Source organism: Dulcicalothrix desertica PCC 7102, assembly GCF_003991905.1.
GTDB lineage: Bacteria > Cyanobacteriota > Cyanobacteriia > Cyanobacteriales > Nostocaceae > Dulcicalothrix > Dulcicalothrix desertica.
Genome location: NZ_RSCL01000016.1, coordinates 189,668 through 204,132 on the forward strand (window position 1 = coordinate 189,668; position 14,465 = coordinate 204,132).

Annotated in this window: 11 protein-coding genes; 7 read left to right on the plus strand and 4 right to left on the minus strand. The window is 38.3% G+C overall.

All coding sequences use genetic code 11. The features are described 5' to 3' along the window. The first annotated feature begins 620 nt into the window (after positions 1-620). The 3 genes from DSM106972_RS30605 (at position 621) to DSM106972_RS30615 (ending at position 2,066) form a co-directional block, all read left to right on the plus strand. A complete protein-coding gene (locus DSM106972_RS30605; protein WP_127084224.1) occupies positions 621-980 on the plus strand; it encodes a Mo-dependent nitrogenase C-terminal domain-containing protein in 360 nt (119 codons plus the stop codon). Positions 981-1,059: 79 nt separating this feature from the next. Continuing rightward, positions 1,060-1,803: a creatininase family protein gene (locus DSM106972_RS30610; RefSeq protein ID WP_127084225.1), complete on the plus strand. Its 744-nt coding sequence runs from the start codon at positions 1,060-1,062 to the stop codon at positions 1,801-1,803. A 71-nt stretch (positions 1,804-1,874) separates the two neighbouring features. Then, entirely contained in the window at positions 1,875-2,066 is a 192-nt protein-coding gene (locus DSM106972_RS30615; RefSeq protein ID WP_127084226.1) for a hypothetical protein, read from the plus strand. Positions 2,067-2,091: 25 nt separating this feature from the next. On the opposite strand, the gene DSM106972_RS30620 is transcribed toward DSM106972_RS30615, so the two are convergent. The 3 genes from DSM106972_RS30620 to DSM106972_RS30630 form a co-directional block, all read right to left on the minus strand. Continuing rightward, positions 2,092-3,483: a malic enzyme-like NAD(P)-binding protein gene (locus tag DSM106972_RS30620; RefSeq protein WP_127084227.1), complete on the minus strand. Its 1,392-nt coding sequence runs from the start codon at positions 3,481-3,483 to the stop codon at positions 2,092-2,094. A gap of 112 nt (positions 3,484-3,595) precedes the next feature. Continuing rightward, positions 3,596-4,777: an RNA-guided endonuclease InsQ/TnpB family protein gene (locus tag DSM106972_RS30625; protein ID WP_127084228.1), complete on the minus strand. Its 1,182-nt coding sequence runs from the start codon at positions 4,775-4,777 to the stop codon at positions 3,596-3,598. After that, positions 4,746-5,405, minus strand: coding sequence for an IS607 family transposase (locus tag DSM106972_RS30630; RefSeq protein WP_127084229.1), 660 nt, complete (start codon positions 5,403-5,405; stop codon positions 4,746-4,748). The genes DSM106972_RS30625 and DSM106972_RS30630 overlap by 32 nt, the downstream gene beginning before the upstream one ends. 293 nt (positions 5,406-5,698) lie before the next feature. Between DSM106972_RS30630 and DSM106972_RS30635 the strand changes: the two genes are divergently transcribed. Continuing rightward, on the plus strand, positions 5,699-7,111 hold the full coding sequence (locus tag DSM106972_RS30635) for a serine/threonine-protein kinase (RefSeq protein ID WP_127084230.1): 1,413 nt from the start codon (positions 5,699-5,701) through the stop codon (positions 7,109-7,111). Here DSM106972_RS30635 and DSM106972_RS30640 read toward each other — a convergent pair. Further along, positions 7,103-8,998, minus strand: a complete 1,896-nt coding sequence (locus tag DSM106972_RS30640; protein ID WP_127084231.1) for a response regulator — start codon at positions 8,996-8,998, stop codon at positions 7,103-7,105. The two genes, DSM106972_RS30635 and DSM106972_RS30640, sit on opposite strands and share 9 nt — an antisense overlap. Before the next feature lie 412 nt (positions 8,999-9,410). Between DSM106972_RS30640 and DSM106972_RS30645 the strand changes: the two genes are divergently transcribed. From DSM106972_RS30645 to DSM106972_RS30655, 3 genes are all read left to right on the plus strand, one after another. Further along, the gene (locus DSM106972_RS30645) at positions 9,411-10,838 is read left to right on the plus strand and encodes a CheR family methyltransferase (protein ID WP_127084232.1); all 1,428 of its coding nucleotides are present in this window, start codon (positions 9,411-9,413) and stop codon (positions 10,836-10,838) included. Positions 10,839-11,471: 633 nt separating this feature from the next. Further along, complete coding sequence (gene ftsH4, locus DSM106972_RS30650; RefSeq protein ID WP_127084233.1) at positions 11,472-13,334, plus strand: ATP-dependent zinc metalloprotease FtsH; 1,863 nt, start codon at positions 11,472-11,474, stop codon at positions 13,332-13,334. A 763-nt stretch (positions 13,335-14,097) separates the two neighbouring features. Beyond that, positions 14,098-14,436, plus strand: coding sequence for a hypothetical protein (locus DSM106972_RS30655; protein ID WP_127084234.1), 339 nt, complete (start codon positions 14,098-14,100; stop codon positions 14,434-14,436). Positions 14,437-14,465: the final 29 nt, after the last annotated feature.

The window sequence follows — 14,465 nt, forward strand, 5'->3', positions numbered from 1 at the left end:
ACCCTCAAGCAGAAGACTCTCAACACATCTACCGTTAGAGCAGTTAATTTTACCAAATTAATAAATTAATTTTATATTGTTCAATTTAACCCTTTCATCAAGAAGATAAATAACTATATTCACCTGTAGTTATTTCTTTTCCCTTAGACTTCGTATTAGCTAATCTAAATTATTACAAAATGTAACTAGCGATACATTTTATCTAAAAATTTATCACATATAATCAATTTCCGTCAAAGAGCTTATCCCCAAGATATACCCGCAGTATGGGACATACGGCTCTAATGGTCGGGTAAATACTACCATAAGATATTGTTGATTTTATAACAGCATGGCTAAACTTGAGATATGGCAGAACTATAAGATATATCAGTAATAAATAATCAAAGTAATGACATTTGTGAAGTTTTTTTGTTATTTTGTATTAAGCGGGACAGTTCATGTCCTGAAGCTCAGATTAAATTACTGTTAATTCACAAATTTCAAACGAATTCCATATATTTAGTTTGCTTTGCATCGGTGCCTATATTGCTTGTTAATCAAACTAATATTGAGAAGAACTAAAGTTAAAATGCGTGGATTGAATAACCGCAAACCCAGACCAGGAGAAAGTCGCTACTATGATTACAACTAACAAAACCCATATTATCGTTCCTGCTTTTGTCGAAGGTGTTACAGAAGCAAAGCAATCTATTAAAAAACAATTATTCGCGACAAAGAAAATTGATTTGTTACAACCACTGCGTAACAAGCTTGATTCATTAGAAATTGAAAACCGCAAATTTGCCAAACTAATCGCTAAACTAATTCCCGCACAATGTCCATTCGAGCGTGACATTACCCTTTTTGGTCGTAAGATAGCTCATATTCCCCCAATGTGCAAGTTGAATCCTTTGTACGACCAGTTCGTAGGTTTGCGCTTCCGTGCTTTATGCTATCTAGTAGACAAGTGTGGAGAGGATATTCAATCATACTGCTAAAATTCAATTAAAGCTTTGTAGCGTGCATAATCGTGATAGAGATACCCAAAAGCAATAGTCACGAGGATGCTGATATAAAATGTTGCTACATTTAAGTACATGGCAAGAAGTTGAAGCTTATTTACAGCAGTCACAAGGCATTATCTTACCCATAGGTTCTACCGAACAACATGGACCGACAGGATTAATTGGTACCGATGCAATATGTGCTGAAGCAATATCTAAGGGTGTTGGTGAAGCAACTCACGCACTAGTGGCGCCGACAATAAATGTAGGCATGGCACTACATCACACTGCTTTTCCAGGTACAATTAGCCTGCGTCCAAGTACAATCATTCAAGTCATACGTGATTATGTAACTTGCTTGGCAAAAGCTGGTTTTCGCAAATTCTATTTTATTAATGGGCATGGTGGCAACATCGCCACACTCAAGGCGGCATTTTCAGAGACTTACGTCTATTTAGAAGAATTACAAAACGGTCATGCAAGTCTAGTTCAGTGCCAAGTTGCAAACTGGTTTATGTGTCGCGAGGTATTGAAATTAGCGCACGAATTATACGGGGATCAAGAAGGTTCCCACGCAACGCCCAGCGAAGTTGCACTCACACAATATATTTACCCAGAAGCAATAAAAGTGGTGCCGTTATCTGAAGAAGTAGGTAAAGGACATAAAATCTATGGTGCTACAGATTTTCGGCGCCGTTACCCAGATGGACGCATGGGTTCCAACCCTGCTCTCGCAACACCCGAACACGGTCAGCAGTTTTACGAAGCTGCTGTCAAAGAACTTAGTAACAGCTATTTAGAATTTGTTAATAGTTAAAAGTTGTAGGGTGGCATAAGCCACCTTACTCATTAGTGCAAGAACTGTAACAAGAGTTGAGCAAGAAGTTTATGAAGAAGGCTAATGAGGAAATGGATGATGAGCTTCGGGCAGAATATGACTTAAAAAGTCTACGAGTTAGGAAATCTGGTAGTGGACGAAAAAATGTTGGCGATGTAACCGTTGGTTTGGAACCTGATGTTGCTAAAATCTTTCCTAACTCATGTACGGGCGGGTTTACCTATACCTTGCTAAGTATGTAAAATTTAGGTGAACCCGCCCCTACTATTAACTTCTTGCAATTCCTTCATTGCGTGCCGCGCGCTGAACTGCTGCTGCAACGGCGCCTGCTACACGTTCGTCAAAAACAGATGGTACTATATGTTCTTTACTCAGGTCTTTGGGGTTGACTAAAGAAGCTATAGCGTTTGCTGCTTCTAAATACATTGATGTTGTGATTGATTTTGCGCGACAATCTAAGGCGCCGCGAAATACTCCTGGGAATGCCAAAACGTTATTAATTTGGTTGGGGTAGTCGCTGCGTCCTGTTGCCATTACCGCTACATCTGAACTCACTAATTCAGGCTGAATTTCGGGGATGGGGTTTGCCATTGCAAAAACAATTGAGTCTTTAGCCATTGAACGTACCATTTCTGGAGTTAAAACACCGGGTGCGCTAACTCCTATAAATACATCTGCTCCTTGAATGGCGCCTGCGAGTGTTCCTTGGGCTTTTACAGCAAACTCGCGTTTTTCTTCGTTTAAGTCAGTGCGATTTACTGAAAGGATTCCTTTAGAGTCACACATTAATATAGTTTCGGCGCCTGCTTTTTTAAGTAAGCGGGCAATTGCTACACCTGCGGCGCCTGCACCATTTATTACAATGCGGATTTTCTCCATCGGCTTTTGCACTAATTTTAAAGCGTTAAATAGTGCAGCTAAAGTTACAATCGCTGTACCATGCTGGTCATCGTGAAAAACCGGAATATCTAATTCTTCACGTAATATGCGCTCAATCTCGAAACAACGGGGAGCAGCAATATCCTCTAAATTTACACCTCCAAAAACAGGGGCTAAATTTTTAACTGTACGGATAATTTCATCGGTATCCTGTGTTGCCAAGCATATGGGGAAAGCATCAATACCAGCAAATTCTTTAAAGAGCATTGCTTTACCTTCCATTACAGGTAAAGATGCTTCTGCACCTAAATTACCTAACCCTAATACGGCACTTCCATCTGTAACAATGGCAACAGTATTTCGTTTAATGGTAAAGTTGTAAACATCATCGGGATTTTCAGCGATAGCACGGCAAACTCTCCCAACTCCAGGAGTATAAGCCATTGCTAAATCGGATACACTTTTAAGCTGAATTCGGCTGGTAATGCTAATTTTGCCACCACGATGCAGATTAAACGTGCGGTCATACACATCAATAACTTTAATGTCGGGCAAAGCTTTTACCGCTTGTACTATCGTTTCTGCATGTTCGGTAGATGCTGCATCAACGGTAATATCACGAGTCGTGACGCTGCGTGTTTGCTCAATTAAATCAATTTGCCCAAAATTACCACCGCTTGTAGCAATTGCTTTTGTAACGGTAGCAAGCATTCCCACGCGGTTGGGAATTTCTAGCCGAATCGTTAAACTAAAACTCGAATTAGGTGTGAGGTGCAGCATTTAAACTTAACATTCTTCACAGAATTGTTAAATTATAACATTATAGGGAAAGGTACTAACCATAGACAGTGGTTTCCCATCTCCATAAAGGTTGCTGCCAACAAAGCCGGGATTACCCAGCGCAGGAAATAACTAATTTGTTATCCTGAATTTCAAAAGCTAAATTAGCTACTGGCTTGATAAGGTTATTAATTGCCCCTACCCAGTCACGAGGTAAAGTAAATTTACAGTGTGGACAAGTAAAAGTTTTGTTACTTCCTAATTTGGAATGAACTGTACCGCATTTGGGACAACTTTTCGAGGTATAAGCTTCATTAGTTCTGACGAGCAAAACACCATGTCGGTTACATGACTGTTCTAAAGTAAGCGCGAACCGACCAAATGACCAAGTAAGCATGGAACGGACAGACTTACGGTTAATTTTCCTTTTTGCCTTTAAAACCATCTGTGAGGTTTCATAAGTTGGGAGAAAAATCACTTTATAATTCTGTACTAACAAACTTGATACTTTGTGATGCATATCGTTTATCAAGTTCTTAATCCTTATCCTTACCCGTTTAATTGCTTGCCCTAACTTATACCGAAACTTTTTATTTTCCTTACCACTGGCTTTAATCTTCCGACCAATTAGTTTGTCAAGATGAAGGCATAATCTAATGACTCGCCCTATATCTTTCTTGCCAAACTCTAAGATAGTTTCGCCATCAAAACCAGTTAAAAAGGTACGGACACCTGGGTCAAATGCAATCACTTTTTGACTTGATGATATTTCTGGTTCCTTATACTCTGGAAATATCGCAAACCATTGATAACCGTTTTGGGAACGTTGATAAGCTAGCTCAGTTCCATAAACACATTCAGTGGGCAATTCGTATCCACTAGCTGTGCAAAATAGCAACCCTTTAACCTTAGAAACAAACCAAGTTCCACCTTTAAAAGCATCATTCTTGAATTGAATTACTTGTGAGTTATCTCGGCAAGAACGAAACCTTATTGTTACAGTAGTACGTTCGATTTTGGGTTTTCGAGTCATTGCTTTTCTCGCTTGTCTAAAAGCAGATTGCGCTTCACAAACCGCTTCTTGACGGGTCTTACCTAAACACGCAGTCCATACCGAACCTTTTTCTTTTTGCAGGTTTTGAATATGCTGGTCAAGACTGACATTTTTTGGTAGTTTCTCTCCACTATTAAAAAATGCAACGCACTGATTATAAACCCATCTATAAGCTGCTAGCCATTGCTTCCAAATTAGATGTAATTCCTTACAAGGAAATACCGGAATCTTGACACTCAAGTTTGGAGGAATGTTTTGCGACTTCTTGAAAGGATTCTGTCCGTAATTCAAGAGCGAGTTGTTTTCGGTATTTTCGCAATCCGTATAACCTTGAACTGAAACAATCGACGATGGAGAGCATATCGTTAATGAGTTCCTCTTGGGGGCTGAGTTTGCGGTTATCGAGAACCACGAGTTCGCAATCAAATTCTGTACACAGCCATTCAATAAGGTCGAAGCCGAATCTACAAAGCCTGTCTGGATGGGCAACAACAAGGCGTTGAATATCTCCTGACACAACTCGTTTGAGTATGGTAATAAACTTGTGCCTCCTAAAATTGAGTCCTGACCCAATTTCTGAAATAATTTCTGCCTCTGGGTATCTTGTGCCCAAGAAATCAATCTGTCTATCCAAGTCGTCTCGTTGTCCATTGGTTGAAACTCTCCCGTAGCAGACAGTTCGCTTTTGAACAGTGAGAGTTGCAAGCCCTGTAAACTGCTCGACTTCTGAGCGTTTAAATCTTCTTTGCCCTCCTGGTGTCCGGTAAGCTTTGATTTTCCCTTCTTTTTCCCATCGACGGATTGATTGAGCGTGACATCCAATAAGGTTAGCTGCTTGTGATGAGTTGAGCCATTCCGAATTTTCCATTCATGTTTATCCATATAATTGTTGCTTAATACACAATCATCTTATAAGCTTTGTGAGTTTTTATCAATATTGTTAATAAAATTGTTACTAGTGGGAAGCTCTGCCATGCTCTCTGTTAGATTTTAATATTCAATATTAGAATGGTGAAGGTAACATTTTCTAGTAATGCTTCAAAAACATCGGCTTAATGGTTCCGAAAAAACTTTCACTCAATAAAAATCTGTGTAACAATCGAAATCGAACGTAGGATTGACAACTGCGAGCAAAACGTCTCCGATGCAAGGGTTTATTCGATGTTGGAAACAAAGCTCCGAGGACGCTACCAAATTATCCGGGACTTAGGTAAAGGAGGATTTAGCGAGACTTATCTGGCTCTTGATATGGATTTACCTGGGAATCCTCATTGTGTTGTCAAGCTGCTAAAGCCTATATTTACAGATTCTGAGTCTTTAGAAATTGCCGCGCGTTTGTTTGAGCGTGAAGCTCAAGTACTATATAGAGTCGGTACTCACGACCAAATTCCACGACTTTTAGCGCATTTTGAGGAAAATCAAGAATTTTACCTAGTTCAAGAGTATATTCCCGGAACTCTCCTTAGTAAAGAATTAGCCAAAGGGCAAAAATGGAGTGAGGAGCAAGCTATTAATTTTTTAAAAGATTTGTTACAGATATTGGAGTTTGTTCACACAGAGCAAGTTATTCACCGTGATGTTAAGCCAGCAAATCTAATTCGACGCAGGTCTGATAATAAAATTACTTTAATTGATTTCGGCGCCGTTAAAGAAATCACTGCGGTAATGGAAACAAGTCAGGGTATTACAGTAATTGGTACCCCTGGTTATACACCAGTGGAACAGCGGGATGGTAATCCGAAGTTTAATAGCGATATTTATGCTGTGGGAATGACTTGTATTCAGGGATTAACGGGTATAAATCCTGATACACTACAAAAAAAACCCGAAGTTGTCTGGAATAAGCAGGACGTTAATCCTCAATTAGCAACAATTATAGATAAAATGGTTTGCCGTGACCATCGGCGCCGTTACCAGTCAGTTCCAGAAGTTTTACAAGCACTGTCAAAGCTTGAACAACCCACACTATTAGAGTCGCTATGGAACACTAAGAAAAAAGTCGCATCAGTATCTGTGATTACTATATTAATAATTTCAGTAGCTGTTTTACCAGTGACGCATAAAATAATACAGCAATTAATTACTGCTCCACTGTTATTGTTTCCTGTTAATTTTTCTGTTTACGAAAATTTAAATTACGCAATCAAAATTAAATATCCTCAAAATTGGGTGAAAAACGAAGTTGAAGATAAAACCACAGGTGAACTAGTTCGATTTTCCCCTTATGACAGAAATAATTCAGATACAGGCGCCGAGGTAATATTTGAAGTACAGCCTTTGAAGCGACCGCTTGTATTATCAGAATATACAAATTTAAAAGTAAACGAAATAATCCAGTTTTTCCCTGAAGCAAAAATACACGAATCACGGTCTATCACGTTACCAAATATACCACTGCCAACTCATGAAGTAGTGTATTCTGGCAAAGATAATAAACTAGGTATTAAAAGAAAAGCTGTTTGGACTGTTAAAGATAATACTGCGTATATAGTCACTTATTCTGCCACCGAAAGCGAATACGATAAATACTTAAGTACTGCGACTACAATGATTAATTCCTTAGAATTATTGTAGACGCAGCCGTTCGAGCCGATTTAGTATGCGAGTAATTAATTCTGGTTCTACAATTGGCTTACTCAGGTAATCATCTGCACCTGCCATAAATAGCTGATTCACTGTTTGTGCATCTTTACGATTAGATAAAAATAGTACTGGTAAATGATTCCAATATGGGTCATTTCGCACTACTTGACATAAATCTATACCATTAATGCTACTTAATGACATTTCTGTATCTAAAATTAGCAAGTCGGGATGAAAAGCATTTAATGTGTCCCAAAACCGTTGGGAATTATCGAGCAGAGTTAACTGGAATCCCCAAGTTGAGAGTAAAGTGTGTAAATTATCTAACACTTGCGAGTCATTGTCCACAACCATAATTTTGGCGCCAGTGACATCAGCACGCTGTAGTACTTGAATAACTGCTGCCATTACTAAGGCAGGAGCTACAGGTTTATGTAAAAAAATTTGTGCCCCTAAACGAGCGACTTTTAGCCGATAAGTAAAATCTTCAACTTCCGTAAATACTAGCACGGGTAAAGCCAAATTTTTACTCGTTAGTTCTGCTAATAGTTGTAAGCTACTTTCAACTGAGTTAGAAAAGTGTAAGTCAACTAGTACGACATCTGGTGTATTTTGTGCGATTACGTCTTTAGCATCAGTTAGTGGCGCCACAAAAGCTTCAATTCCACACAATGCAGCTTCCTCTATCAACTGCTGACAAAACAAGGCATCATTATCCATGATTAACAACCGGGGTTGTTGTTTCATATTAGCGAAACGCTGCCTTTGGCAGCGTTTCGCTACCGTAATTGGGGGTTCTAATACATTTGCTCGTTCGAGTTCTTGCCGTAACGCGACGACAAGTTGCGAGAGACGTTCAAGTTGAGCAATACTTTGTTGTATTCCATCTCGAAAAATTTTTTCAATTTCACGAGATAGACACGAAGCTTCAGTAAAACCAAAGCTAGCCAAAGACCCAATTAACATGTGTGCTTGTGCCTGTGCTTGTTGCGCGACTTCTTCAGTTTGCGTACCGACAAGCAGCGCCGTAATACTTTGTTCTAAACTTGTAATCTGTTCACTGTACCTGGGCTTAAATCGTTTCCAAATATCAGCCAGTGCCGAAGAAAATTGTGATTTATATTGTGGTTTATACTGATTTACTATAGTAGTATCAATTTCTGTAGGTAGATTTGTGTCTGCCGCAGTTGTAAGCTTCATTTGATCTAGCTTTGAGTTTAGCCGATACCCAAATCTGTGAACTGTCTCAATTAAATCATCCGCCTCTGCAAGCTTAAGTTTCCGCCGTAAAGCCTTGATATGCGCTCTGACAGTATTTACTAAAGGCATTTCTTCAGATGACCACAAATAATCAAGCAGCATTTCTTGAGTAAATATCCGGTTACTGTTACGCAAAAATAGTTCTAGTAGAGCGTATTCCTTTGCAGTTAGATGCAAAAGTTCCCCATTGCAGATAACTTTAGAGCTGCTGGTATCAAGTCTAACATTTCCTGCCTGGATTATTGAGGAGCGAGATGGAGTTTTGCGACGCATCAAAGCGCGTATCCGAGCTAACAACTCATTCGTGTCAAAAGGCTTAATGACATAATCATCCGCTCCTGCATCTAACCCAATAACTTTGCTTGTACTGCTGTCTAAAGCCGTCAATAGCAAAACCGAGGTATCATTTTTTTGAGCGCGTAGCTGTCTGCAAAACATTAGACCATCTAGCTTTGGCAAGATAATATCTAACAACACCAAGTCATATAAAAACATTTGGGCAAGCGATAGTCCAGTCTCACCATCAAAAGCCAAATCGACTGTGTAATGCTGATGTGTAAGAATATTTTTCAACACAAGAGCGGCGCCTTCATCGTCCTCTACTAACAAAATTTTCATACAGGTAAAGAATTGGCTTTATTATTGCATCTACCGTAAGGAGTATCTATTATTTGGAATGAGTTATAAAAAGGCTAATTTTTGTTACTCACTACAGTTAGCACAATCTTTTTATATTATTTACTGATTAGTTCACAAAATATTCACTTAAATCTTTTAAATTTAGAGAAACCGCGAATATCATCAATACCCGCCCCGGTTTATTTTAATAATACTTTTTCCAACTCAACTTGTACTTTTTTTTACCAATATATTATTAATCACTAGGTAATAAAGGTATTATTTATTACCAAAGGTCAGAAAAAAAATAACAAAGAGAACTATAGGAATCCGGTTTAATTTTTGAGCGCGCACACGTAAGTGGGGCTATGCCCTACCTACGTATATTAAGGTAATTACACATAATTGTAATATGAGTCAATTAAAGTCTAAACAAGAATTTGAAGCTTTGTTAAATTATCTTAACGAAGACCTTGGTTGCGATTTGACTGTTTATAAGCGCCCTAGTTTGGTGCGTCGGTTTGAGCATCGTATGCAGGAGTTAGAAATTGGTGATTACACAGATTACTTAGAGTATTTAAAGAATCATCCCCAAGAGTGTGTTCCTTTATTAAATACAATCTTAATTAACTTTTCTAGCTTTTTTCGCGACCGCGATAGCTGGGATTATCTGGCAAACGCAATTATTCCTGAAATTATTACAAGTAAGCAACCAGGAGAGCAAATTAGAGTATGGAGCGCTGGCTGTGCATCTGGGCAAGAAACTTACACAATTGCTATATTACTAGCAGAAATGCTGGGTATTGATCAATATTTAGAGCGAGTTCAAATATTTGCTACGGATGTAGATAAAGATGCGCTACTCCAAGCGCACCGAGGTTCTTATAATGAACTAGAAATAGTAGGTATCGATGATAAAATATTGTCTAAATACTTTGATAAAAAGTTTGAGAACAATGAACAACGCTATATTATTAACTCCAAACTGCGTCGCAAAATTATCTTTGGGCGCCATGACTTGGCTTTAGATGCGCCGATGTCCAAAATTGACTTGCTTGTATGTCGTAATGTACTTATATACTTAAATTCTGAAATTCAAGCAGGAGTTATAGTTCGCTTCCATTTTGCTTTAAATGATAATGGTGTTCTTTTTTTGGGTAGTGCGGAAAGCTTGCTCAACAGCCAAAATATTTTCAATCTCATTAGTATAAAGCATCGTATTTTTGCTAAAGCCTATAATTTAACGTTGCAGCAACATCTGTTAATTCGACCGACTACTCGACAAAAAAAGAAAGCAATGATGAATACTTTAACAGACGAAACCCAAATTTGGAAAACAGCCTTTCTAGCTAGTGCATTCCCTCAAATAGCTGTTGATTGTAAGAGTCGTCTGCTTTTGGCTAACGAACAAGCGCAAACGCTATTTGGTTTGAACAACAGCGACCTCTTAAAACGAGTACAAGAGTTAAAAATTGGGCGCCTTTTACTTTTAATCAATTTTTGGAGTTTTAACGAGCTAAAATGCAACCCTCGTTCTACTAGTTTTAAGCCTGTAGAGTGGGTAACTGACGGTAACAAAATTTATTTCGACATTTATATTACGCCTATATTAACACAAAGTGGTGCTATATTAGGAGCGAACCTTACTTTTATAAATGTTACAAGCTATACAGAGCTTCAACATGAAATAAAATGCTCAAACTCAGAAATCACTAAGCTTACTCAGAAACTACAATTAGTAAAAGTAGTATTAAATACAACAATTAATCAACTAGAATCTACCCAACAAGAGTTAGACAGTGCGTATCAAGAAATTGATTTTAGAAATGAGCTTCTGTAATTAACAATAAGTATTATTAAGTTTATATGTATCTATCATAACATCGTATTTTGAGTATTAATGTCTAAGTCAACTTTAAAATTTATTTTTTTGTATTAATAAACACAATATATATTAATATTATAATCAATCTGTAGATAGAATAGATTACTTAAGCGCTAGTAGTAATTTGAAGGTGTAAAAGAAAAATATAAGGAGTGGCGCCAAAAATTTATACTAAAACTTCTAGTACAGGCAATGAGAATACCAATACCTGCACTTTAAACTCGTAAAGAGATAAAACGGGCTGAAGATAATAAAAGCTGACAACTAAAAGAGGAAGTGGATATGTTGAAATCAGAGATAGAAAGTGAGATATCTTCTCTCATAAATTTTATTTTGATAAATATTGATAATGTTGATGATGTATCTGAAAAATTAGTACTGTTCGATAATCTAATCAATAATGTTACTAGTAAATTATTAGATGTTATTTCTATTTCTAAGCATTCAGCAACGGATTTAAGATAAATATTGAAGTATTAACTATGTTAGCTAACACAAACATCACCTCCTTAATTAAGGATAAGCACAATGCTTTAATTTGGGGATTCGCAAATAAAACGTCTCAAACTATAAGGATTTGTAATTGCAATGCCAATTAAAGAACAACGAACTCCCACTCCTTCGCGCGTAATCGGTAACATTCTTCTGGCTATATCAGCTTTGTTTCTAATTACAAATTTTATATTGCCTTTTGTCTTAGGTCCTCAAATTCCCGGTGTTCCTTATAGCCTGTTCATCCATCAAGTTGAGGCAGGGGAAGTTGAGCGGGTGCAAGTTGGTCAAAATCAGATTAAATTTCAATTGAAAACGGTCGATAACGAGCCTGGGACTGTGTTTTCGACTACACCCATATTTGATTTGGGATTACCCAAGTTGTTAGAAGAGAAGGGTGTTGAATTTGCCGCTGCTCCTCCACCTAAGAATGCATGGTTTACCAGTCTTTTGGGCTGGGTAATTCCACCTTTAATTTTTGTGGCAATCTGGCAGTTTTTTCTCAGACGGGGCGGTGGTGGTGGACCCCAAGGTGTTCTCTCGATTGGTAAGAGCAAAGCCAAAGTTTATGTGGAGGGAGAATCTGCTAAGACGACCTTTGCCGATGTGGCTGGGGTACAGGAAGCGAAAGCCGAGTTGGTTGAGATTGTAGATTTTCTCAAAACTCCAGGACGCTACACCGAGATTGGCGCCCGGATTCCCAAGGGAGTACTGCTAGTAGGGCCACCGGGAACTGGTAAAACGTTGTTGGCTAAAGCGGTGGCAGGAGAAGCTGGTGTGCCGTTCTTTAGTATCTCTGGCTCTGAGTTTGTGGAACTTTTTGTTGGCGTAGGTTCTTCACGAGTTCGTGATCTGTTTGAGCAGGCAAAGAAACAAGCTCCCTGCATTGTGTTTATTGATGAATTGGACGCAATCGGCAAATCTCGCAGCAGTGGTGGGTTTTACGGCGGCAATGATGAGCGCGAACAAACACTCAACCAGTTGTTAGCAGAAATGGATGGATTTAGTGCAGAAGGTGCAACAGTGATTGTATTGGCAGCCACAAATCGCCCTGAAGTACTAGACCCCGCTCTCTTGCGTCCTGGTCGATTTGACCGTCAAGTTTTGGTAGATCGCCCAGATTTGTCGGGACGAGAAGCAATTCTTAAAATCCATGCTCAGAAAGTAAAACTGGGTGAGGACGTTAATCTTAAAGCAATTGCAACTCGCACCCCCGGTTTTGCTGGGGCAGACCTAGCAAACCTGGTGAATGAAGCGGCTTTATTAGCAGCCCGCAATCAACGCTCCAACGTTGCTCAAGAAGACTTTGCAGAAGCGATTGAGCGGGTGGTGGCAGGTCTTGAAAAGAAAAGCCGTGTCCTCAACGACAAGGAAAAGAAAATTGTTGCTTACCACGAAGTCGGTCATGCCCTGGTCGGTTCTTTAATGGGTGGAAGTGGTCGAGTTGAGAAAATTTCTATCGTTCCTAGGGGTATGGCAGCACTGGGTTATACGCTGCAACTGCCAACAGAAGATAGGTTCCTTATGGACGAAGCAGAACTCCGAGGTCAAATTGCCACCTTGCTTGGTGGACGTTCAGCCGAAGAAATTGTGTTTAACAGTATTACTACTGGTGCAACTAATGATTTGCAGCGGGCGACAGATTTGGCGGAGCGGATGGTGACTACTTACGGGATGAGCAAAGTCTTAGGTCCGTTGGCTTACCAGCAGGGACAGCAGGCTATGTTTCTGGATAATGGGGCGCCTAATCCCCGCCGAATCGGAAGTGAAGAAACCGCACAGGCAATTGATCGTGAGGTGAAGGAAATTGTGGAAACGGCTCATCAGCAAGCTTTAGATACACTCAAGCTCAACCGAGATTTACTAGAGGAGATTGCTACTCAACTTTTAGAAACAGAAGTTATTGAGGGTGAGAAATTGCACAGTTTGCTAAAGCAGGTTCAAACTGTAAACAATTGAACTGTAGGATTCCTGTTTGATTTTTGAACACTACGTAAGGTGGCAAAGCCACCCTACTATAAATAAAGAAAAATTTTAATTTTTATATAGCATTCCTACGTCATAAAATTGTACTTAAAAAATTATAAAAAATCACATAATTATCAAATTATTCTGACTCTAAAATCTCTATCTCCTGTCCCAGAGGGGGCAAAATCTGCTGCACTGCCAATCACTTCTTTAAATTGGACATACGTTTTATTTTTCGGCGCCTTTCATGATTAGCATGTCCAGGCGCCGTTTTTTATTTTGATCAGGATTAATTATATTGATAATACACTATTACATATTACATCTATCTTAATGAATATTTTTGAATTAAGATTAGTGATAATAAGCTTAATTCTCATTACTTAATATTGTGAACATGATATAGGAATCAGTAAGTAGGGCTATGCCTTACAAGACTTTGATATGGTGGGCGGTGCCCACCTTACGTAGTATTTTAAAAATCAAACAAGAATCCTATATTTTGGGGTTATTTTTGCACTATTTAGTAATTTATTCACAAAATATTCACTTAAATATTTTAACTTAATAATTAAACCAAATAACACTTTTTGTAAAGTTCAACTTGTGTCTGATTTTACAAAAATATTTCAAGCTATTACTTAAGTAAAAAGTGTAATAGTTTACCTGTGTTTATTTGATTTGGAAAAGCCTAAGTTTTTTAAGTGTCTGGTTTACTTAGTTACAGTTCGGTAGTTAGATGAGGTTTAACAAAATGACTTACAAGATACGTCGTGCAAAGAGTCATGTACAAGTACCTAGAGATATTGAAACTAATCAAAACTGGCAACATCAAAAGGTAATAGATAATTTGAAGTCAAAAATAGAAAAATTAAATTTAGAATTGCGCTGCAAAAATTACGAGATACAATGTCTAAAGTCTTCGATAAATGTAGAAAACAAGGTATATAATCTAATTCTATTAATATTACTAAATAGTGATAATGACCATGAATTATCTAAAAGCTTGGTAGAGTTAGATAAGGTGATGAGTGATCTGATAAATGATTTATTAGATGTTTGTCATAACTCTAAGTATTCAGCAGAACCATAACAGTATAAGTAGGTAGGGAAAAAGGATAA

Excerpts from the sequence above, each read along its gene's own strand:
- DSM106972_RS30605 (WP_127084224.1), top strand. The coding sequence starts at position 621 with ATGATTACAACTAACAAAACCCATATTATCGTTCCTGCTTTTGTCGAA.
- DSM106972_RS30640 (WP_127084231.1), bottom strand. The coding sequence starts at position 8,998 with ATGAAAATTTTGTTAGTAGAGGACGATGAAGGCGCCGCTCTTGTGTTG.
- DSM106972_RS30620 (WP_127084227.1), bottom strand. The coding sequence starts at position 3,483 with ATGCTGCACCTCACACCTAATTCGAGTTTTAGTTTAACGATTCGGCTA.
- DSM106972_RS30645 (WP_127084232.1), top strand. The coding sequence starts at position 9,411 with ATGAGTCAATTAAAGTCTAAACAAGAATTTGAAGCTTTGTTAAATTAT.
- DSM106972_RS30635 (WP_127084230.1), top strand. The coding sequence starts at position 5,699 with ATGTTGGAAACAAAGCTCCGAGGACGCTACCAAATTATCCGGGACTTA.
- DSM106972_RS30630 (WP_127084229.1), bottom strand. The coding sequence starts at position 5,405 with ATGGAAAATTCGGAATGGCTCAACTCATCACAAGCAGCTAACCTTATT.
- ftsH4 (WP_127084233.1), top strand. The coding sequence starts at position 11,472 with ATGCCAATTAAAGAACAACGAACTCCCACTCCTTCGCGCGTAATCGGT.
- DSM106972_RS30610 (WP_127084225.1), top strand. The coding sequence starts at position 1,060 with ATGTTGCTACATTTAAGTACATGGCAAGAAGTTGAAGCTTATTTACAG.
- DSM106972_RS30615 (WP_127084226.1), top strand. The coding sequence starts at position 1,875 with ATGAAGAAGGCTAATGAGGAAATGGATGATGAGCTTCGGGCAGAATAT.
- DSM106972_RS30655 (WP_127084234.1), top strand. The coding sequence starts at position 14,098 with ATGACTTACAAGATACGTCGTGCAAAGAGTCATGTACAAGTACCTAGA.